This window comes from Pseudomonas sp. RC4D1 (assembly GCF_018390395.1).
Classification (GTDB): domain Bacteria; phylum Pseudomonadota; class Gammaproteobacteria; order Pseudomonadales; family Pseudomonadaceae; genus Aquipseudomonas; species Aquipseudomonas danubii.
On the sequence record NZ_JAHBAW010000001.1, the window covers coordinates 1,621,721 to 1,641,750 of the forward strand.

23 protein-coding genes are annotated in these 20,030 nt (G+C 61.5%); 8 read left to right on the plus strand and 15 right to left on the minus strand.

The window, feature by feature from the left end; translation table 11 throughout:
• Positions 1-11: 11 nt before the first annotated feature.
• The 4 genes from KHO49_RS07385 to KHO49_RS07400 form a co-directional block, all read right to left on the minus strand.
• Positions 12-962 (minus strand): hypothetical protein, encoded by a 951-nt coding sequence (locus KHO49_RS07385; protein WP_213664824.1) that lies wholly within the window; start codon positions 960-962, stop codon positions 12-14.
• Positions 963-979: 17 nt separating this feature from the next.
• The gene (locus KHO49_RS07390; RefSeq protein ID WP_102878605.1) at positions 980-2,695 is read right to left on the minus strand and encodes a proline--tRNA ligase; all 1,716 of its coding nucleotides are present in this window, start codon (positions 2,693-2,695) and stop codon (positions 980-982) included.
• A 127-nt stretch (positions 2,696-2,822) separates the two neighbouring features.
• Positions 2,823-4,388: an AmpG family muropeptide MFS transporter gene (locus tag KHO49_RS07395; protein ID WP_102878606.1), complete on the minus strand. Its 1,566-nt coding sequence runs from the start codon at positions 4,386-4,388 to the stop codon at positions 2,823-2,825.
• A gap of 42 nt (positions 4,389-4,430) precedes the next feature.
• Positions 4,431-4,784: an MGMT family protein gene (locus KHO49_RS07400; RefSeq protein WP_102878607.1), complete on the minus strand. Its 354-nt coding sequence runs from the start codon at positions 4,782-4,784 to the stop codon at positions 4,431-4,433.
• Positions 4,785-4,943: 159 nt separating this feature from the next.
• Between KHO49_RS07400 and KHO49_RS07405 the strand changes: the two genes are divergently transcribed.
• Positions 4,944-5,951 (plus strand): DUF481 domain-containing protein, encoded by a 1,008-nt coding sequence (locus KHO49_RS07405; RefSeq protein ID WP_102878608.1) that lies wholly within the window; start codon positions 4,944-4,946, stop codon positions 5,949-5,951.
• A 116-nt stretch (positions 5,952-6,067) separates the two neighbouring features.
• On the opposite strand, the gene KHO49_RS07410 is transcribed toward KHO49_RS07405, so the two are convergent.
• Positions 6,068-6,277, minus strand: coding sequence for a cold-shock protein (locus KHO49_RS07410; protein ID WP_002554837.1), 210 nt, complete (start codon positions 6,275-6,277; stop codon positions 6,068-6,070).
• A gap of 352 nt (positions 6,278-6,629) precedes the next feature.
• On the opposite strand from KHO49_RS07410, the gene dcd reads away from it, so the two are divergent.
• Together dcd and KHO49_RS07420 are read left to right on the plus strand one after the other, a co-directional pair.
• The gene (dcd, locus tag KHO49_RS07415) at positions 6,630-7,196 is read left to right on the plus strand and encodes a dCTP deaminase (RefSeq protein WP_016965530.1); all 567 of its coding nucleotides are present in this window, start codon (positions 6,630-6,632) and stop codon (positions 7,194-7,196) included.
• 105 nt (positions 7,197-7,301) lie between these two features.
• Positions 7,302-7,514 carry a hypothetical protein gene (locus KHO49_RS07420; RefSeq protein WP_102861446.1) on the plus strand — a complete coding sequence of 71 codons (213 nt, stop codon included), beginning with the start codon at positions 7,302-7,304 and terminating at the stop codon, positions 7,512-7,514.
• Positions 7,515-7,583: 69 nt separating this feature from the next.
• Here KHO49_RS07420 and KHO49_RS07425 read toward each other — a convergent pair whose 3' ends face one another.
• The 6 genes from KHO49_RS07425 to KHO49_RS07450 form a co-directional block, all read right to left on the minus strand.
• The gene (locus tag KHO49_RS07425; protein WP_110594985.1) at positions 7,584-8,348 is read right to left on the minus strand and encodes an ABC transporter ATP-binding protein; all 765 of its coding nucleotides are present in this window, start codon (positions 8,346-8,348) and stop codon (positions 7,584-7,586) included.
• 13 nt (positions 8,349-8,361) lie between these two features.
• Entirely contained in the window at positions 8,362-9,480 is a 1,119-nt protein-coding gene (locus KHO49_RS07430; RefSeq protein ID WP_213664825.1) for a succinylglutamate desuccinylase/aspartoacylase family protein, read from the minus strand.
• Between the two features lie 23 nt (positions 9,481-9,503).
• Complete coding sequence (locus tag KHO49_RS07435; protein ID WP_102861449.1) at positions 9,504-10,214, minus strand: ABC transporter permease; 711 nt, start codon at positions 10,212-10,214, stop codon at positions 9,504-9,506.
• Positions 10,211-10,939, minus strand: a complete 729-nt coding sequence (locus KHO49_RS07440) for an ABC transporter permease (protein ID WP_102861450.1) — start codon at positions 10,937-10,939, stop codon at positions 10,211-10,213. The genes KHO49_RS07435 and KHO49_RS07440 overlap by 4 nt, the downstream gene beginning before the upstream one ends.
• Positions 10,940-10,995: 56 nt before the next feature.
• The gene (locus tag KHO49_RS07445) at positions 10,996-11,778 is read right to left on the minus strand and encodes a transporter substrate-binding domain-containing protein (RefSeq protein WP_102878612.1); all 783 of its coding nucleotides are present in this window, start codon (positions 11,776-11,778) and stop codon (positions 10,996-10,998) included.
• Positions 11,779-12,112: 334 nt separating this feature from the next.
• Positions 12,113-14,554 (minus strand): penicillin acylase family protein, encoded by a 2,442-nt coding sequence (locus tag KHO49_RS07450; protein WP_213664826.1) that lies wholly within the window; start codon positions 14,552-14,554, stop codon positions 12,113-12,115.
• Between the two features lie 266 nt (positions 14,555-14,820).
• On the opposite strand from KHO49_RS07450, the gene KHO49_RS07455 reads away from it, so the two are divergent.
• Complete coding sequence (locus KHO49_RS07455; protein ID WP_102861453.1) at positions 14,821-15,369, plus strand: cysteine hydrolase family protein; 549 nt, start codon at positions 14,821-14,823, stop codon at positions 15,367-15,369.
• Positions 15,370-15,420: 51 nt separating this feature from the next.
• Here KHO49_RS07455 and KHO49_RS07460 read toward each other — a convergent pair whose 3' ends face one another.
• The 4 genes from KHO49_RS07460 to KHO49_RS07475 form a co-directional block, all read right to left on the minus strand.
• Positions 15,421-15,621 carry an SEC-C metal-binding domain-containing protein gene (locus tag KHO49_RS07460; protein ID WP_007923047.1) on the minus strand — a complete coding sequence of 67 codons (201 nt, stop codon included), beginning with the start codon at positions 15,619-15,621 and terminating at the stop codon, positions 15,421-15,423.
• Between the two features lie 6 nt (positions 15,622-15,627).
• Positions 15,628-16,113: an LEA/WHy family protein gene (locus KHO49_RS07465; RefSeq protein WP_102861454.1), complete on the minus strand. Its 486-nt coding sequence runs from the start codon at positions 16,111-16,113 to the stop codon at positions 15,628-15,630.
• 63 nt (positions 16,114-16,176) lie between these two features.
• Entirely contained in the window at positions 16,177-16,653 is a 477-nt protein-coding gene (locus KHO49_RS07470) for a YchJ family protein (RefSeq protein WP_102861455.1), read from the minus strand.
• Between the two features lie 4 nt (positions 16,654-16,657).
• On the minus strand, positions 16,658-17,155 hold the full coding sequence (locus tag KHO49_RS07475; RefSeq protein ID WP_102861456.1) for a DUF6231 family protein: 498 nt from the start codon (positions 17,153-17,155) through the stop codon (positions 16,658-16,660).
• A 190-nt stretch (positions 17,156-17,345) separates the two neighbouring features.
• Here KHO49_RS07475 and KHO49_RS07480 point away from each other — a divergent pair, with 190 nt between their 5' ends.
• The 4 genes from KHO49_RS07480 to KHO49_RS07495 all read left to right on the plus strand — a co-directional run bounded on the left by KHO49_RS07480 (position 17,346) and on the right by KHO49_RS07495 (position 20,025).
• The gene (locus tag KHO49_RS07480; RefSeq protein WP_102878615.1) at positions 17,346-18,035 is read left to right on the plus strand and encodes a PA1041 family peptidoglycan-binding anchor lipoprotein; all 690 of its coding nucleotides are present in this window, start codon (positions 17,346-17,348) and stop codon (positions 18,033-18,035) included.
• Between the two features lie 89 nt (positions 18,036-18,124).
• The gene (locus KHO49_RS07485) at positions 18,125-18,853 is read left to right on the plus strand and encodes a PA1041 family peptidoglycan-binding anchor lipoprotein (protein WP_213665257.1); all 729 of its coding nucleotides are present in this window, start codon (positions 18,125-18,127) and stop codon (positions 18,851-18,853) included.
• A gap of 139 nt (positions 18,854-18,992) precedes the next feature.
• Positions 18,993-19,274: a DUF1145 domain-containing protein gene (locus tag KHO49_RS07490; RefSeq protein ID WP_102878616.1), complete on the plus strand. Its 282-nt coding sequence runs from the start codon at positions 18,993-18,995 to the stop codon at positions 19,272-19,274.
• Positions 19,267-20,025: a collagen-like protein gene (locus KHO49_RS07495; protein ID WP_213664827.1), complete on the plus strand. Its 759-nt coding sequence runs from the start codon at positions 19,267-19,269 to the stop codon at positions 20,023-20,025. The genes KHO49_RS07490 and KHO49_RS07495 overlap by 8 nt, the downstream gene beginning before the upstream one ends.
• Positions 20,026-20,030: the final 5 nt, after the last annotated feature.

Below are 20,030 nucleotides of genomic sequence, written 5' to 3' on the forward strand. Positions count from 1 at the left end.
CTCCTTGTCAATCAGTGACCGGGATCGGCGACCAGGCGGCCGGCGTTCTTGGTCAGGGACTTTAGAAACTCGCTCTGCAGTTCCGGATCGTTGCGGGTCAGCTCGATCAGGCTCTGCTCCAGCTCGCTGGCTTCTTCTTCCAGCCCCAGTTCCGACAGGCGCTTGACTCGGTGCACCCATTGGCTCACTTCGTCATCTTCCAGGTCGTCGTAGATCAGTGCGTGAGCTTCCACCAGCTTGCCGCGCAGGGTGCTGCTCAGGCTCAGGGACGAGTCGGAATGCACTTCGTCCTGAGCATCCTCGACACTGATCTGCAACTTGCCGATGTGGTTCAGATCCTGTTCGGAGAATGGCGCGTCCAGCAGGTTCAAGCGCAGCACGCCATTACGATCGGTGCTCATGTCGTAGGTTTGCTTGCCGGCCTTGACCTGCACCGGGCGCTCGCTCCAGGGCAGGCTCGAATACTCCAGGCGCTTGTCACGCTGGACTTCATCGATGGCTGCCAGGTTCTGCTGGGCCCGACCGTGGGACGGCATGTTCATGAACGGGTTGAGCCCGGACACGCCATAGCTGACCCAGTCCTTGGTGACGCTATCCGGCAGGTTGCCCAGAGCAAACACGTTGACCACATTGGCGCCGACGCCGGCCACCAGGGCTACCGCGCCCAGCGGGATCTCGTAGATTTCCCGCCAGGGTTGATAGGGCGTATAGCGATCGTAGCGGCGAGTGACCTCGAACTCAGTCACTTCGAAGGTCTTCTGCTCGTGGATGCGTACCCGGCGTTGCGGCAGCTCAAGCACCTTAGGCTCACCGACATCGATCTGCAGGCTGTGGTCGAGCAGTTTGCGCTCGACGCGTTCCTCGTGTTCGCTGCGTTGCGACATCTGGTTGGCGCAGCCGCTGACCAGCAGGGCGCCGCACACGGCGGCGCCCCCGAGGCTTAAGGTGTTTCGCTTGAACATGACTTCTCTATCTGGTTTCAGCGACGGATACGGGCTTGGAGGAAGGGCAGGACGTCGGCTACGGGCAGCGCTTGTGCCTGGGCTTCGGTACGGCTCTTGTATTCCAGGTTGCCTTCGGCAAGGCCGCGGTCACTGACCACGATCCGGTGAGGAATGCCGATCAGCTCCATGTCCGCGAACTTGATGCCCGGGCTGGTTTTCTTGTCACGGTCGTCCAGCAGCACTTCGAAACCGGCGGCAGTCAGTTCTGCGTACAGTTTGTCGGTGGCTTCGCGAACCTGCTCGGTTTCGTAGCGCAGCGGTACCAGGGCGATCTGGAACGGCGCCAGGGTATCGCTCCAGATAATGCCGTTTTCATCGTTGTTCTGCTCGATGGCGGCCGCCACCACGCGGGACACGCCAATGCCGTAGCAGCCCATTTCCAGGGTCACTGGCTTGCCGTTTTCGCCCAGCACTTCGCACTTCATCGCCTTGCTGTACTTGTTGCCCAGCTGGAAGATGTGCCCGACCTCGATGCCGCGCTTGATTTCCAGAGTGCCCTTGCCGTCCGGGCTCGGGTCGCCGGCCACCACGTTGCGCAGGTCGGCAACAGTCGGAACCGGCAGGTCGCGTTCCCAGTTGACGCCGAAGTAGTGCTTGTCGTCGATGTTGGCGCCGACGCCGAAGTCGCTCATCAGCGCCACCGAGCGGTCGATGATGATCGGCAGTGGCAGGTTCACCGGGCCCAGGGAGCCGGCGCCGGCGCCGATGGCGTCACGCAGCTCGGCTTCGGAGGCCATGACCAGCGGGCTGGCAACGCCAGGCTGGTTGGCGGCCTTGATTTCGTTCAGTTCGTGGTCGCCACGGATGATCAGGGCGATCAGCTTGCCGGCTTCTTCGGCATGCACCACCAGGGTCTTGACGGTCTTCTCGATCGGCAGGTTGTAGCCTTCCACCAGCTGGGCGATGGTTTTCGCGTCAGGGGTGTCAACCAGGCGCATCTCTTCGGTCGGAGCCGGGCGCGAGGTTTCGCGCGGCACGGCTTCAGCCTTCTCGATGTTCGCTGCGTAGTCGGAACCGTTGCTGAAGACGATATCGTCTTCGCCGGACTCGGCCAGTACGTGGAATTCGTGGGAGCCGGCGCCGCCGATGGAACCGTTGTCTGCTTCAACCGGGCGGAACTTCAGGCCCAGGCGGGTGAAAACGTTGCAATAAGCCTGGTGCATGCGGTCGTAGGTGACCTGCAAGGACGCCTGGTCGGCGTGGAAGGAGTAGGCGTCCTTCATGATGAACTCGCGGCCGCGCATCAGACCGAAGCGTGGGCGGATTTCATCGCGGAATTTGGTCTGGATCTGGTACAGGTTCAGCGGCAGCTGCTTGTAGCTGCTCAACTCGTTGCGGGCCAGATCGGTGATCACTTCTTCGTGGGTCGGGCCGGCGCAGAAATCGCGCCCGTGACGGTCTTTGAAGCGCAGCAGCTCCGGGCCGTACTCTTCCCAGCGACCGGATTCCTGCCACAGCTCAGCCGGTTGAGTGCTCGGCATCAACACTTCAAGCGCGCCCGCGGCGTTCATTTCTTCGCGAACGATGGCTTCAACCTTGCGCATCACTCGCAAGCCCATCGGCAGCCAGGTGTACAGGCCGGAAGCCAGTTTACGGATCATGCCGGCGCGCAGCATCAGCTGGTGGCTGATCACGACCGCGTCGGAAGGCGTTTCTTTCTGTGTGGCGAGCAAATATTGACTGGTACGCATGGTAGGCCGTTGTCGGTTGCTGAGACTGGAAGTGACGGAGCATTGTACGGGCGAGTTCCGCTGGCGTACAGGATTGCGCTTTGAGGGGACGGGAGCCGCGGAGAAAAGCCGCAACTCCCGGGATTTTCTAGGATTCCTCGCCCACGACAGCGCCCTTGGCGGGCTGCTCCGACGGGTCTTTCGGTCCGGCGCGGCGGCTCTCCTGGAACCAGTGAATGGCGATCAGAATCAGGGTCGGCACCCCGAGTATGGCGGTGATGAGGAAGAAGTCGTGATAGCCGTATTTTTCCACCATGACTCCGGAATAGCCGCCGATCAGGCGTGGAAGCAGCAGCATGATGGAGCTGAGCAGGGCGTACTGAGTGGCCGAGAACTTGAGGTTGGTCAGGCTCGACAGGTAGGCGACGAAGGCGGAAGTGGCCATTCCCGAACTGAAGTTGTCCAGGGAAATGGTGGCAATCAGCATTTTCAGGTTCGGGCCCATGTCGGCGAGCATGAGGAACAGCAGGTTGGTGCCGGCAGACGCGGCACCACCGATGAACAGGATCGGCAGGATGCCGAAGCGCACGATCAGCAGGCCGCCCATGCCGGCCCCAAGCAGGGTCATGATCAGGCCGAAGATCTTGCTGACCCCGGCAATCTGGTCCTTGGTGAAACCCTGGTCGATATAGAAAACATTGGCCATCACGCCCATGACCGTGTCCGACATGCGATAGGTGGCGATCAGACCCAGTAGCAGGAAGGCTTGCCAGCGGTAGCGCAGGATGAAGTCGTTCACCGGGGTCAACACCGGCGCCAGGCCTCGACGGCCCATGGCCGACAGGCACAGGGTGCTGAGGGTGATGTAGAGGATCGCCCGCAGGAAGGCCCGGTCTTCCAGCAGCAGGTCCAGCAGGCTGACGCCGTCGAAGATCACGCTGGCGAAGTCGGTGTTGTACAGCTGGGTAAAGGTGGCTGGCACTGAAACCAGAAGCACGATCAGGACGAACACCGAGATCAACTGGTGGGCGAAGCTGTAGCGCCCTGCCGACAGTTGAGTGCGCAATGGCACTGCTGGTTCACGCATCAGCAGGGTGGTGAGCAGTGCTGGAATCATCAGCACGCCGAACAGCACGTAGGTACCGGTCCAGGCCGAATGCTTGTAGCTGAAGCCGGTGGAGCCGAAGCCTTCGGCGAAGAACAGCGCGCCGGCGGTGGCCAGCAGTACCGCGACCCGGTAGCCGGACATGTAGCTGGCGGCCAGCGCGGCCTGTCGACTGTCGTCGGCGATTTCCAGGCGATAGGCGTCGATGGCGATGTCCTGGGTCGCCGAGGCAAAGGCCACGACCACCGCAATGGCGATCAACCAGGACAGGTGTTTTTGCGGATCGCAGAAGCCCATGCCGATCAGACCGAGAATCACCAGGACCTGGGCCAGTACCAACCACGAGCGGCGTCGGCCGAGCTTGCCCAATAGAGGCAGGCGCCATTGGTCGAGCAGTGGCGACCACACCCATTTAAAGGCATAGGCCAAACCGATCAGGCTGGCGTAGCCGATGGTTTCGCGAGCCACACCGGCCTCGCGCAACCACACCGAAAGAGTCGAGAACACCAGCATGTAAGGCATGCCGGCAGCGAAACCAAGCAGCAACAGCACGAGCGTCGAGGGGCTGGCATAGGCGGCAAGTGCGGCGCGCCAGGTTTTACGGGGCATGGGCTGAAGTCTGCCTCAGATTACGGAAACAAAGCGCGCACTCTAACCGCTGTGCTCTACCGGGCGCCAGCCATGGCGCTGAATATCCACGCGATTGTTCAGGATAGAGACACCTTCGCCGCGCAGTCTGGCGCGCTGCTCGTCGCCTGATGGGCTACCGACGGGCAGGCTGATGCGGCCGCCAGCACCGAGTACCCGGTGCCAGGGCAGGCTGGTATCGGCGGGTAGCTGACTGAGGGTGCGTCCAACCCAGCGCGCGGCCCGGCCCAGGCCGGCCATTTCTGCCAGTTGGCCATAGCTGACGACCTTGCCTTCGGGGACTTGGGCCAGGGTCAGGTACAGCGCCGTGCGTCGGATTTGCGCGGGGGTTTGCGAGTCTTCGCCGTGTTCGGTCACATTCGCGGTTCCAGATAGGGGCAGGGGCACGGGGAGATTGTGAGGATGAAAGTCTTGTGAGTATTGAACTCACTCTCGATACCCGGGTCAGTCCTGACTAAGGCTTGTTCAGCAGGAATAATGCCGTTTTTTTTCGCAAGATCGAGTCCTGTATTGCTTATGTTGCCTAGAACGTTGCTGTGTTTCGCGGTGCTCAGCGCCTCCATGCCTGCTCTGGCCGATACCGTCTGGTTGAAGAACGGTGACCGGTTGAGCGGCAAGATCAAGGTTTTCGACGGCGGTAAGCTGTTGATCCAGACCGATTACGGTGGCGCCATTTCCATTGATTGGAAGCAGGTCAAGACCCTGGAAAGCGATCAGGAGTTGCTGGTCAAACAGGATGCCTACACCGGGGAAAAGGCCAAGTCGCTGCAGGCGGCGGAGGAGGGCAAGGTTGTCCTGGCCAACGGTGAGGCGCCCAAGACCGTGGAGTTGGCCAGTATCCAGCAGATCATGAAACCCAAGCCGCTGGTGGAGGATGTGGTCTGGAAGGGCAATGTCGACGTGGCCATGGATTACAAACGTGCTGAAAAGGACACCGATGACTATGACATCGACTTCAAGACTTCGGCGCGCCATGGTGCCTGGCGTCACAACGCCCAGGGTGAGTACAACCGTGAGTTCCAGAATCAGGTGGTGACTACCGACAACTGGAATGCCGAGTACGCTCTGGACCGCTTCATTACCGAGAAGTGGTTCTGGGAAGGACGCCTGACCTACAAGCGCGACAAAGTAGAAGATCTTGCGCGGCAACGGGTGGTGGGTACGGGTCCCGGCTACCAGTTCTGGGACGATGAGCTTGGGGCGTTCTCCTTGGGCTCGCTGCTCAACCGCACGGATTACGAGTACGCCGATGGCGGTAAGGACAGCTTCTACTCACTGGCGATGAAGTGGGATTACAACCGTTACCTGATTGGCAAGCGGGTGGAGTTCTTCACTAATGGCGAAGTGGGCAGGCCGTTTTCCGGCGTCGCCGATTACGCGCTGGATGCGGAGATGGGGCTGCGCTACAAGGTCACGGACTGGGCGTCGCTCAACCTCAAGGCGGAAAAGGATCTGATCCGCGGTACCGAGGACAGCGACTTGGATAAGACCCGCTATACCGTGGGCTTTGGCGTGACCTGGTAACGGGGTACCAGCCAGGTGCATTCGCGAGGATGCGCCTTGGCTGCACGCCGCAAAAACCTGCGGGCACAAAAAAGCCCCGCTGTTGAGGGCGGGGCTTTTTACTGGATCAGTACAAGTTAGATAACTTGAACTTCTTCAGCTTGCATGCCTTTCTGACCGCGGGTAGCGATGAAAGAAACCTGTTGGCCTTCTTTCAGGCTTTTGAAGCCGTCGGATTGGATAGCTTTGAAGTGTACGAACAGGTCGTCACCGGATTGTGGAGTGATGAAGCCGAAGCCTTTTTCATCGTTGAACCACTTAACGGTACCGGTTTGGCGATTAGACATGGTGTATCTCCTTGGACAAAGTTAACTGCGACTCAGGAAAAGCCCTGGCCGAGACTGAGTGCAAAGAGCAGGAAAAATTCTTGGAGATGGTTGGATCGAAATTCAACATCGTGTAGAGATTCTCAGTGACACAAGCAGCACAGTGGCGCCACCTTAACCCTTTTTCCTGAACGTGCCAATGGCTAGGGCCAAGGTTTCTCGGTTTTCGTGACTGACGGCCCGTCGTTCGTCGCCGAACCCTTGAAAATCCTGGTGTCGGGCGAGAAAAACGTCCCGGACTTTGAACCCGACCCCGCGCCCCGGTAAGATGCCGGACAGATTTTTTTCACCTCGTTATTTCAGGACACCCGCCATGAGCATCAAATCGGACAAGTGGATTCGCCGCATGGCGCAAGAGCACGGCATGATCGAGCCCTTCGTAGAGCGCCAGATGCGTGGCGAAGGCCCGGATCGGCTGATCTCTTTCGGGGTGTCGAGCTACGGCTACGATGTGCGTTGCGCCGATGAATTCAAGGTGTTCACCAACATCAATTCGGCCACCGTCGACCCGAAGAACTTCGATGAAAAGAGCTTCGTCGACATCAAGAGCGACGTCTGCATCATCCCGCCAAACTCCTTCGCCCTGGCCCGTACCGTCGAGTATTTCCGCATTCCGCGCAACGTGCTGACCATTTGCCTGGGCAAGAGCACCTATGCCCGTTGCGGCATCATCGTCAACGTGACTCCGCTGGAACCCGAGTGGGAAGGCCACGTGACCCTGGAGTTCTCCAACACCACCACCTTGCCGGCCAAGATCTACGCCAATGAAGGCGTGGCGCAGATGCTGTTCCTGGAGTCGGATGAAGAGTGCGAGGTTTCCTACAAGGACCGTGGCGGCAAATACCAGGGCCAGCGTGGCGTGACCCTGCCGCGTACCTGATTGCGTCCGTCTGACAAATAGCGGGAATTCCTGAGCACACCCACACTCTATTGGGTGTATTTCCGGTATGCGCAAGGTGTACCGGGCACAGCTCAGGAGTGCCCCATGAAGATAGATCCGCGAATCAGCGCCACCTTGGCCAGGCTGGAACCCAATCAGGTTGGGGTATTGGCCTGGACCCTGCTGGCACATCCGCCTGTCAACATGGCAGGCGGCATTCCCGGTCAGCCCGACCCGGACTCTCCCCAACCCCCAGAACCTACCGAACCTGGTGAGCCCACTTTGCCGGACGAGCCGCCGCCCGCGCCTGTGGCTTGAACTCACTGGATACCGTCAGTCGCCCCGTCCGCGACAATCTTGCGCGGACGGTGGCGTTCTACGCGGCCGCTATTTCAGGTTGCCACTGAGAAACTGCTGCAGGCGCTCGCTTTTCGGGTTGCCCAGCACCTCCTCAGGAGTACCTTCTTCCTCCACCAGACCCTTGTGCAGAAACAGCACCTGGCTCGACACCTTGCGGGCGAAGCTCATCTCGTGGGTGACCATGATCATGGTCCGGCCTTCCTCGGCCAGGCCCTGGATCACCTTGAGCACCTCGCCCACCAGCTCCGGGTCCAGGGCTGAAGTGGGTTCGTCGAACAACATGACTTCCGGCTCCATGGCCAATGCCCGGGCGATGGCCACTCGCTGCTGCTGGCCGCCGGAGAGGAAGGCCGGGTACTGGCCAGCGACGCGGGCCGGCAGGCCGACCTTGTCCAGATAGCGCCGGGCCCGTTCTTCGGCGTCCTTGTTACTGACTCCCAGCACCCGACGCGGGGCCATGGTGATGTTTTCCAGCACCGTCATGTGGCTCCACAGGTTGAAATGCTGGAACACCATCGCCAGGCGCGTACGAATCCGCTGCAGCTCGGCAGGATCGGCCACGTGCATGCCGTGGCGATCGCTGACCATGCGGATCGGCTGGCCATCCAGGCTCATGGCGCCGTCGTCCGGGGTTTCGAGAAAGTTGATGCAACGCAGAAAGGTGCTTTTGCCCGAACCGCTGGCGCCGATCAGGCTGATCACGTCACCGGTCTTGGCCTTCAGAGACACACCTTTGAGCACTTCATTGTCGCCGTAGCATTTATGCAGGCCTTCAACGGTCAGTTTGTACATGGGGCTTGCATCCTCAAGGCGAAAGTAGATAGCCGCTGCGATAGGCCTCGCGGCCGGCGACATGGGCGATCACCATGCCGGCGGTGGCCATGCGCCGCAGCGAGCGGGCATACAGGAGCCCGGCATTGTTGCAATGGATAGGGGTAACCCGGTCATGGATCGGGTCGATGATTTCAGCCACCAACTGCCCGGCCTCCAGGTATTCCCCCGGTAGCGCAGCGAACACCAGCAGCCCGCCCACCGGCGTCGCTACCGGTTCGACCGCCGCCAGCGGCGTGGCCGGAAAGGGCAGCTCAGGCAGCGGCGGAACCTGGCCGGCAATGGCGCCGAAGCGGGTCAGGTAGTCCAGCATGGCCTGGCAGTCGAGGCTGGCCAGGCCGTGGTTGACGTCGCCCTGACCACGCAGCTCGACCGTGACCGCAAAGGTGCCCGTAGGAATGGCGAAGTGTTCGCCGAAGCGCTGTTGCAGTTGCCACCACAGCAGGCTGAAGCACTCGTCGAACGACCAGGCCGCGGAGTCGGTGGCCAGGAGGCAGGCTTCGGCGCCGAGGTAGCGGGCCAATGGCTCTACCTGGGGCCAGGCTTCGGGGGTGGTGTACAGGTGCGCCACGGCTTCGAAGTCGCAGTGCAGGTCCAGCACCATGTCGGCGTCGCAGGCCAGCCGTTGCAGGGTCAGTTGCAGGGACTGCAATTGCGTCTGTGGTCGTTGACGGGGCAGGGCATCGCTCAGGTGTCGGCGAATCAGGTCGAGGTTGTGCTGCGGATCGTGAGTGAGCAGCCCTTCGATGGCGTTGCCGACCTCTTCACTGAGGTCGACGAAGCCGCGATTGAAGTTCTGGCCGCTTTCCAGCTGGTAGCGCCCCAGTGGAACGTCCATCAACACCTGTTCCAGGCCCACCGGATTGGCCACCGGCACCAGGACTATTTCATGCAACAGGCGACCGGCGGCTTCCAGCTCCGTCAGGCGTTGCTTGAGGTGCCAGGCCACCAGCATGCCGGGCATTTCATCGGCATGCAGGGAGGACTGGATGTAGACCTTGCCTTGGGCCTGGGCGGGGCCGAAATGAAAACTGTGGACCTGGCGCGCGGTGCCCGGCAGCGGAGCGAGCAGGTCGTGGATCTCGTGGCGCATTGATGATTTCCCGGCAGCAAGTCCTAGTGGGTCGGCCCGAGGAAGGCCAGCCAGCGGCGTTCAGCGAGACGGAACAGGCCCACCAGGGTGAAGGTCACGCACAGGTAGATGATGGCGGCGATACCGAACGACTGAAACGTCAGGAAGGTCGCCGAGTTGGCGTCCCGGGCGATTTTCAGGATGTCGGGAATGGTCGCGGTAAAGGCCACCGTGGTGGAGTGCAACATCAAGATCACTTCGTTGCTGTAGTAGGGCAGCGAGCGGCGCAGGGCCGAAGGCATGATCACGTACGCATACAGCTTCCAGCCGCTCAAACCATAGGCCTTGGCTGCCTCCACTTCGCCGTGGGCCATGCTGCGGATCGCCCCGGCGAAAATCTCCGTGGTGTAGGCGCAGGTATTCAGGGCAAACGCGAGGATGGTGCAGTTCATCGCGTCGCGAAAGAACGCGTCGAGCAGCGGTTGCGCGCGGATCGCGGCGATGCTGTAGATCCCGGTGTAGCAGATCAGCAACTGGATATAGAGCGGTGTGCCGCGAAACAGGTAGGTGTAGAACTGCACCGGCCAGCGGATGTAGCGCTTGGGCGAGACCCGGGCGATGGACAGCGGGATCGACACCAAAAAGCCAATGCAGATCGAGGCCGTGAGCAGCCACATGGTCATGGCCAGCCCGGTCATGTGGTAACCGTCGCTGTAAAGGAAGGGACGCCAGTATTCCTGCAGGAGTTCGATCATCGCACGGCCTCCCGGGCGCCGGCGGCATAGCGCCGTTCAAGCTTGCGCAGGACGAAGTTGGAGGCGCTGGTGATCAACAGGTAGATCAGTGCCGCCAGGACCAGGAAGTAGAACAGCTGATAGGTGCTCTTGCCGGCATCCTGGGCGGCCTTGACCAGATCGGCCAGGCCGATGATCGACACCAGGGCCGTGGCCTTGAGCATCACCATCCAGTTGTTGCTGATGCCTGGTAGGGCAAAGCGCATCATCTGCGGGAAGACCACGAAGCGAAAGCGCTGGCCGCGCTTGAGGCCATAGGCGGTGGCCGCTTCTACCTGGCCCCGGGGCACGGCGAGGATCGCCCCGCGGAAGGTTTCGGTGAAATAGGCGCCATAGATGAAACCCAGGGTGATCACCCCGGCGCTGAAAGGGTTGATCTCGATGTATTCCCACTCCATGAAATCGGTGAAGGAGGTCAGCCAGGTTTGCAGGCTGTAGAAAATCAGCAGCATCAGTACCAGGTCCGGCACCCCGCGGATCAGGGTGGTGTAAAGCTGGGCGGGGACCCGCAGCAAGGCAACGCTGGAGAGTTTGGCACTGGCGCCGAGCAGGCCGAGCAAGACGCTGACCAGGAGCGACAACACCGACAACTTGATGGTCATCCAGGTACCTTCCAGCAGCAGAGGGCCGAAACCCTTCAGGCTGAAGGCGGAAAGCCCCAGGTTTTTTAGAAGTTCTTCGAGCATTGATCAATGACCCGTGGCGATAAAAAAGGCGCCCATCGAGGATGGGCGCCGGCAGGTTATTTACCGCTGTAGAGGTTCAGGTCACCGAAGTGTTTTTTCTGGATGGTGGCGTAGGTGCCATCATCGTGTAACGCTTTGATACCTTTATCCAGGAGCGCTTTCAGCTCTTTGTTACCTTTTGAGATACCGATGGCGGTCTTGGACGGCAGCAGTGGGTCATCCACCGGCTTGCTGACTTCGTAGCCCGCCCCCTGCGGCGATTTGAGGAAGCCCAGTTCGGCTTGCAGCATGTCCTGGATCGAGGCATCCAGGCGCCCTGAAGTCAGGTCGGCATAGACCTGATCCTGGTTCTGATAGGCCTGGGTCTTGACTCCTGCCTTGTCCAGCACGGCCTTGGCATAGGCTTCCTGAATGGTGCCCTGCTCATAGCCCACAGTCTTGCCCTTGAGCGAGGCGGTGTCTGCGCTCAAGCCCGAACCTTTCTTGAACACGAACGAGGTGGGACCGGAGAACAGCTCGTTGGAGAAGTCGATGACTTTTTCCCGGGCTGCAGTGACGGTCATGGACGAGATCACACCGTCGAATTTATTGGCTTTCAGCCCGGGAATCATGCCGTCGAAGTCACTTTCGACCCATTTGCACTTGACCTTCAGCTCGGCACAGATGGCGTTGCCCAGGTCGATGTCGAAGCCCACCAGGCTACCGTCGGCGGCCTTGGATTCGAAGGGGGCATAGGACGGATCGACGCCAAAGCGCAGTTCCTTGTATTCCTTGGCCAGCGCGGAGCCGGCGGCCATGCAGAGAGCCAGTGCGGAAAGGGTCAGCAATGCTTTTTTCATTATTCAATCCCTAAGAACCAATATGAGCGCTTGTGGCGCATGAGTACTGTTACTGGAACGCATAAGACTTATTGAAAGTAGCAATTTCCGAACCAGAGCCCCGAACAAGTGTTTTAAAAGCAGTTGGCAACACCTGGGCAAGGCCTGTTGTGCACTGAAAGGAGGCGTGTGGGCGGCGCGGCGCCAAGAGGGGGCGGCGATGCAGGGGAGCGGACTACGAGGCGCTGCAGAGCGGATGTCTGCTGGTTTGGGCGCTGGCGTCTGGAGAGCTAGTGATCGTTATGGGGCGACACCGCTGGCGCAGGATGCGCCAGCGGGTTCGGCCGGGGGGAGGTTACTTGCCCGGGACCAGGGTCAGGCGGGTCTTGCCGTAGCTGCGTTCAAAGTTCTGCGGTTGCATCGGGAAGCTCAGGTACTGGGCCTTGAGCCAGCCGTCGATGCCGTTGGCGTAGTTCGGGCTCACCGGGTTGCTGGATTGGCCACTGCTGTTGAGGCCCATCAGCGGCTCGCTCAGCGCGAAGTCGACGACGAAACGCAGGGCCGGGGTCGTGGTGATGGCAAAGTCCTGTCCCCAGCGATAGCCGGCGCTGTTGACGGTGTTCTGGTCGCCACCGGCCTGCAAGGGGGCGCGTATCGCCTGGCCGCTGTTGTGGGTCCAGCGGTAGCTGTGCAACTTGCCCCACTGCCAGGCCTTGCGGTCCGTGCCCAGCAGTTGCTCGCCCGAACTGATGGCCGCCGCCAGGCTGCGGGCGAGAATGGTCGGCTTGTCCTCTTTTTGCCCGTTGCGCGAGTCGCCCCAGAACGGGCTGTCTTCCCGGCTCAGAAGATGGTCGGCTTGGGCCGGATAGGACAGGCCCGCATTGGCAACGAACGCCTGCCAGGCAACGCCGGGCTCCGGACCGAGCTGTTTGAGGAAGGTCTGCTTGGCGCTTTCCTGGAGGAACAGTTCGTAGAGCGCGGCGTCGGCGGAGCCGGCGCTGAGCTTGCCGTCGAACGCCATCAGCCGGCTGTAGGCTTCACGGGCCTTGGCGCGGTCTGCATCGGGCAGGGCGTCGATGGCGTTTTTCAGCGGCAGGGCCATGCCCGGCGCCTCGAACATCATCTTCAACTTGGCGGCGAACAGGGTGGTCTGGTCGTACTGCAGGGCAATCAGGCTGCGGTTGTCCTGCTTGCCGCCCGACAGCCATTGGCCGATGCGCTCGGCCCGCTCCGGAGCGTCCCAGGAGTTGGACAGCTGCATGCCGTAACCGCGGGGGATGACCCGCTGATTGGCGGTGGCGATCCAGCCTTGCGCCGGGTCCTGGTCATAAGGGTGGAGCATCGGGTCGGCGTAGCCATCCCAGTCATAGCGTCCGTCCCAGCCGGGAGAGGGCAGCAGGCCTTCGCCCTCGCGGCGGTTGGGGAAGCGCCCGGTGACCTGCCAGCCGATGTTGCTGGCATCGGCATAGACCATATTCAGGGCAATGGCGCGGATCTCGCGGCTGGCGTCGGAGGCCTTCTCCACATTCTGGGCCCGTGACAGATCGAAGAACGCATCCAGGCTCCTGTCGTCCTTGAGCTCCGGCATTTGCAGCGCCAGGCCGTAGCCACTGGCCAGGGCATTGTTGGCGTTGATCCCCAGGGTGCTGTTGAGCAGCGGACCGTGGCGGGTTTCGTACACCGCTTCGCGAATTGGCCGCTGTCCTTTGATGAAGTAGGTCTCGTTGCGAACGATGACCGGCTGCCATTTTCCGTTGTTCTGGTAGTACAGAGCGTTGCCCTGGCGTTTGAGTTTTTCCAGGAACAGGTCTTGGTTGTCGCCCATCGCCGAGCTCATGCTCCAGGCCAGCTTGCCGTTGAAGCCTTGCAGAATGGCCGGTAGACCAGCGATCGAGGCCCCGGCCGCCTGATATTTCGGCGCGCGGATCTGTACGTAGTACCAGGCGCCGATCTGGCTGTCGCTGGCCAGCAGGCTGCGACCGCTGCGAGCGCGCTGCGGGGCGACGGCCAGGTTGCTGCCGGCCGTGACACCCAGTGAGTTGAGGGTCGACATCTGCTTGGCGGCCAGGCTGAGTTCACTCAAGCCCGGCACCTGCAAGGCCAGCCCCTTGAGCTTGTCGGCCTCGGCCGTGGGCAGCGGTTCATCGGGGTAGCTCGGGGTCAGCCAGGGCAGTTTGTCGCTGCCGACCTTTTGTGCCAGTACCAGGCTGTTGATCTCTTCCAGCAGATTGGCGGACTGGCCGAAATTCAGCAGGCAGAAAATCAGTGCCGAATCCTCGGCCTTCCAGTATTCAGGGATGTAGCCGCGGGCGGCCAGGTCTGGCGGCAGCTTGTCGCGGTAGCGGAACAGGTAGGCGTTGACGCCTCGAGCGTAGACCTCGAAGAAACGCTTGATCCGTGGTGATGAGGCCTTGTACAGCTCGTCGGCGCTTTTCTTCAGATTCACCGCGCGCATCAGGCGGTCGACTTCCAGCACCTCGGCGCCGGACATCTCCGCCAAGCGGCCCTGGGCCAGCAGGCGCAGGGTGACCATCTGCTCGATACGATCGCTGGCGTGTACATAGCCCAGGGTGAACAGCGCGTCGTGGAAACTGTTGCTTTCGATCAGCGGTACACCGACGACGCTACGCCTAACCGAAACATTCTGCGCCAGGCCCTTGAGGGGCTGTACGCCGGAGGTGGGTGGCAGGCTGTTTTGAGTGTTCCAGGACTGGCAACCGGCCAGGCTGAGAGCACCGGCCACTGCCGCGGCAACGCCGAACCGGGGAAGAAAATGTGAGAGGGCTGGCGAGGCCATGGCAAAGCTCCTGCGGGGGGTAGCGTCGATAAAGGCGCTACGTTAGTGAGCAGGCGAGTGCCGCGCAAGCGGGGGCTGGAGGTATTTCTTGACCGCGCCACAAATAGCCAGCGCCGGAGCGCCGTCATCTGTCGTTTCATGCTCGACGATGGCACGACAGCAAGCGTCTGCATTAGGTCGTCCGGTGTGCAATGAGTGGCTTGCCTGTCACAGCAGGTGATGTTGAAGTTGGCAAAATTCAATGACGCTCCAACGGAGAATGTTGCATGCCCATTCCGGCCGACACGGCGCTGCTAATCATCGATCAACAGCAAGGCATCCTGCATCCCCGGCTCGGCCCACGAAACAATCCCGAGGCAGAGGAGCGGATGCTCGAGTTGCTGGCCCATTGGCGCTCCCGGGGTTGGCCGGTGATCCATGTGCAGCATCTGTCGCGCTCGACGGATTCGGTGTTCTGGCCCGGGCAGTCCGGCGTGGAATTTCAGCCGCGTTTTCGTCCGCAAACGGGGGAGGGACTGATTCAGAAACAGGTGCCGGATGCCTTTTGTGGCACCTCGCTGGAGGCGGATCTGCGCCAGCAGGGGATCGGGCAGTTGGTGATAGTCGGTGTGGCCACCAACAATTCGGTGGAGTCGACGGCAAGAACCGCCGGTAATTTGGGCTTTGCGGTATGGGTGGTGGCCGACGCCTGCTTCACCTTCGACAAGCGCGACTTTGCCGGTCGAGCCCGTTCTGCCGAGGAGGTGCATGACATGTCGCTGGCCAACCTGCACGGCGAGTACGCCACGGTGTTGAACCTGGCGCAGCTTTTTTAGGAGAGGCCGGACGGCGACGTGGCGCGGACAGGCCTCTACTGCGCGATCAGATCAAGCGCCGTGGCACTTCTTGAACTTCTTGCTGCTGCCGCATGGGCAAGGATCGTTGCGGCCAACGTCTTTCAGCGCGTTGCGCACGGGTTCCTGGTGGGCGTGGTTGCAGTGCGGACCGTGAACATGGCCATGGTCATGATCGTGGTGGTCATGGTCGTGGTTGCAGTCCGGGCCATGGACATGAGGTTGCTGGGTCATTGCGGGTTACTCCGGGATAAAATCGCCGGGAATTATCACGCCATTGCGCTTCAGGTGCACGTCCTGGCCGATGAATAATCCTATTTCCAGCTCCCCTTCGAGGCGATAGGGGATCGGCCGTTCGGGCTTGCGCAACAGTTTCACCACATCCCGGATCTGCGGCCAGAGATTGGTGCGCACCGGCACCTTGAAGTAGCGGCTGCTGTGGGGCGTGACGGTGAACCAGTGTTCATGCTCGCCCTCGCTGAGCAGAAAACGCTCCAGGTAGACCCGGTAGGTCAAGCGGCGCACGGTCAGGTCGCTGTCATTGGGATTGTCGACCCGCAGGTGCAGGGTGAAGCGCTGCTCCAGCAGGTTGGCCTTGACCACTTCGACCTTGACCAGGTGGACCGCAGGGGCCAGGTCCTCATCGGTGAACCAGGACGCGCATCCCGACAGGCTCAATAGTCCGAACAGGCAGACGGCCCGTAGTGCGCGCAGTTCACCGATCATTGCAAGACTCCCTTTGAACCCCCTGTACCCGTCCTGGGCATGGGGTGCCTGGCCTGCAAAGGCTCAGCGTGTGAAATAGCCGGCGCAGCACTTCTTGAATTTTTGCCCGCTACCACAGGGGCAGGCGTCGTTGCGTCCGGCATTCAGGGGCACGGTGGGGTCGATGAAATACCAGCGTCCATGATTCTGCACGAAGGACGAGCGTTCGCGATGGCTGTGTTCGCCCTGGTTGTCATGCCAGCGCGCAGTGAAGGTGACGAAGGCATGTTCGGGCTGACCGCCGAAGACCTCCGAGCTTTCTACCTCCAGCCCCAGCCAGGTGCTTTGTGCGCTCCAGTCACTGATGGATTGGCGATCCAGGCCTGCCTGTTGTACGGGCAGTGTGGTGGCCAGCAGGTAGTCCACTTGCCCCAGCACGTAGGCGCTGTAGCGCGAACGCATCAGGGCTTCGGCGCAAGGGGCGGGATGACCGGCGTGGTAGTGGCCGCAGCAGGCGTCCAGCAGGTTGCCGCTGCCACAAGGACAAATCGAGGCGCTCATTGTGTTACCACCAATACTTTCCAAAGTTTTCCGGGTTCGCCCAGAAGCGAGCGTTGAGCCAGTCGGGCACTTGTTTGTATTCAAGCAGATCATAGGTAAACAGGGTCAGCACCTGTTCGTCCCGCTGGAAGCGTTCACTGGCCTGCAGCGCCAGGGAGAAAAAGTCGGTCTCCTGCCAGCCGCAGGCACTCAGGTCGGCCAGCACGGCAATCCGGCTGGCATTGAGGTTGCGAATGCCCCCAAGCAGGTTCAGGCCATCACGCTTGGGCAGGTGCTCCAGGCAATCCACCGCCAGGGCCAGGTCGAAACGCCGTGCAGCCAGCTCCGCAGGCAAGGGGCCGGGGGCCGCCTGAGCCACCTCGGTAGCGGGATGAGCCTCCTTGAATGCGGCCAGGGCGGGGAAGTCGCTGGCGCCGATCAGCAGCAGCTGTTGGGGGGCGTAACGGTCCAGCAAGGCCGCCAGAGCCTGCTGGGGGGTACGGGTAGAAATTCCGGCGCTCATTGTAGCTCCTCGATCAGAACGCCCAAGACTAGCGTGCTGGCACCCTCGGGCCTAGAGCGGTTCGCCACTAAATCGGCGAACCTCCCGTATTTACGGGGCGAAATCACTGATAGCCCGGTGCTGGCGCAGATGAAATGTGCAGTCTTTACTCCGTGAATCGGCCTCGAGCCGATCCCTCAGGAGAAATCAGATGAGCATCATTCGGACGGCAGTACCCTTGGTTCTGTTAACCAGTGTGTTGACTGGTTGTGCAGGTTTGCAGAAAACCGACTGGCCAACCTGTGCCGCAGTCGGCGGCGTCACGGGCGCGGCGTTGGGCGCCACCGAAAGCGCCTCGTGGGCGGGTGGTGGCGCACTGTTGGTCGGTGGTCTGGCAGGTGCCTACTGCTGGGTAAAAGGCGATGGCGACGAAGACGGCGATGGCGTGCCGGACAGCCGCGACAAGTGCCCGCATACCCCCAAAGGTGTACAGGTCGATGCCAACGGTTGCCCGCCGCCGCCTCCGGTGGTGGAAGAAGTCGTGGTGGTCAAGGAGGAAACCATCGTCATCCGCGATGTCTACTTCCATTTCGACTCGGCCAAGTTGACCGACGCCGACAAGACCAAGCTCAACACCATCGTGAGCCGCCTGAAACAGGAAGCGCCGACTGCACAGCTGCGCGTGACCGGACACACCGACAGCGTCGGCAGCGATGCCTACAACCAGAAACTCTCGGACAAGCGTGCCCACTCGGTCGTGGACTATCTGATCAGCAACGGCATCCCCCGCAACAGTTTCGTGTCAGTGACCGGAGCCGGTGAAAGCAAGCCGGTGGCGGACAACAAGACGGCCGCGGGTCGGGCGATGAACCGTCGTACGGAGATCCAGATCAACCGCTGAAACCCTTTGCCTGCGCGGCTTGTGCAGCCGTCGATGGCAGTCTTTACTCCTGTGTGACCGGTCTTGCCGGTGACACAGGAGCATTCATGATGAACCTTCTTCCTCGGGCCGTTTTCCCGGTCCTGTTGCTCGGCGGCCTACTGACAGGTTGCGCAACCCACAGTGATGGCACTGCTCCCCTCAACCAACGCACCTGGCCCCTCTGTAGTCTGCTCGGCGGGCTGGCCGGCGGTGGCTTGGGAGCGATCGAGAGTGGTAGTTGGGCGGCTGGAGGCGCGGCCCTGGGGCTGATCGGTGGTGGCCTGATCTGTTACGCCCAGGATGGCGACGAGGATGGCGATGGGGTATTCGATCGTCGCGATCGTTGCCCGGACACGCCTTCCAACACGGCGGTGGATAATCGCGGTTGCCCGATGCCCGAGTATCCGGCAGTGGTCAAGGCGCCGGAGCCTGAGGTAGCAGCGCCTGCGGAAGTGATCACCCTGAGTGACCAGGGCAATGTGCTTTTCGCCTTCGACTCCGCGGAGTTGACCGCCGAGGCGCGCAACCAGCTGCAGGGGCTGATGGCCAAGCTGGCCGATGCCGATGTGGTCAGCATCAAGGTGCTCGGGCATACCGACAGCCAGGGTTCCGATGCCTATAACCAGAAGCTCTCGGAGCGCCGCGCTAGCAGTGTCGTCACCTTTCTTGTTGGCCAGGGCGTGGCGTCGGAAAAAATCAGCAGCCAGGGCCTGGGAGAAAGTCAGCCGGTAGCGGATAACGACAGTGAGCAGGGGCGAGCAACGAATCGTCGCGTGGAACTGCATCTCCAACGTTGAAACGAGGCGGTCCGGGTCGGCGATCCTCGCCGATCGGGCCGCTAAACAGACGCTTCGGGAAGAATTTTCATCGACCTCTGGCGTATCCCCGGGGTAAGTCGTTACTGTGCGCGCAAAGAATAATTCACAAGGGGAGCCTATGAAGGTCTTATGGGGGGCGGGGAAGTTTCTGACCTTGGTCTTTTGGCTGGTGGTGTTGATCAATCTGGTCAATCCATTGATCAATCCGTTGCACCTGCTGGTCAACCTGGCGGGTAGCCTGTTGCTTTTGACCCATTTGCTGGAACTGCTGCTGTTCAATGGCAGCCTCAAGGAGCGTCCACATCCCTGGCGTGATCGTTTACACATCCTGCTGGTGGGGATCTTCCACCTGCAAACCCTTCCCGCTGCTGCTCCTGTTGCCGAGACCGACCATGCGTAAGCTTTGCCTGCTGGCCCTGTTCTGCAGTCCTCTGGCCGTGGCCCAGGTGGTCCAGGTTGAAACCAACTCCTTCATGCGCCTGCCCAATGCCGCCAGCACCCTGCAGCTGGAGCGTCTGGACGTGGCGGACTACGGCACCTTGCTGATTCCGGCCAATGTCACCGAACTCAAGGTCGACGACCTGCATCTGGGACGTGACGCGCGGATCGCCATCGCGCCTACCGGGCAAAGCCTGCAACTGATTGTCCGCCATGCGCAGTTGGAGAGCGGCAGCCAGATCAGCTCCCGTGGTGCACCGGGCACCTATGAGAAGGTGGCCAAGCCGGGGCGCAATCTGAACCTGCGAATCGAGTCCTTGAACGCGGAGCAATTGTTCGTGGACGCCCGCGGTGGCAAGGGGGCTCCCGGTTACGTCGGCCTTGATGGCGCCAATGGCCAGGAGCCGGGTTGCACCTGGGGGCAGGCCGGGCGCGGTGCCGATGGTGACAACGGCGGTGACGGCCGGCCCGGGGCTTCGGGCGCGGTGGTCCGGCTGGAGTTGCCCCGTGATTACCCCAGCGAGCAGATCAAGGTCCTGGTCGATGGTGGCGCCGGCGGCCTGGCCGGTGCCGGCGGCAAACCGGGGGCTGGGGGCAAGTCCAAGGGCTGCCTGGTTTACCGAACCGACGGCGGCAAAAGCGGGCGTCCCGGTGCTCAGGGGCAGCCGGGCCCTGTGGGCGAGGCGGGGTCACTGACGGTCCAGCGCTTGTAGTCAAC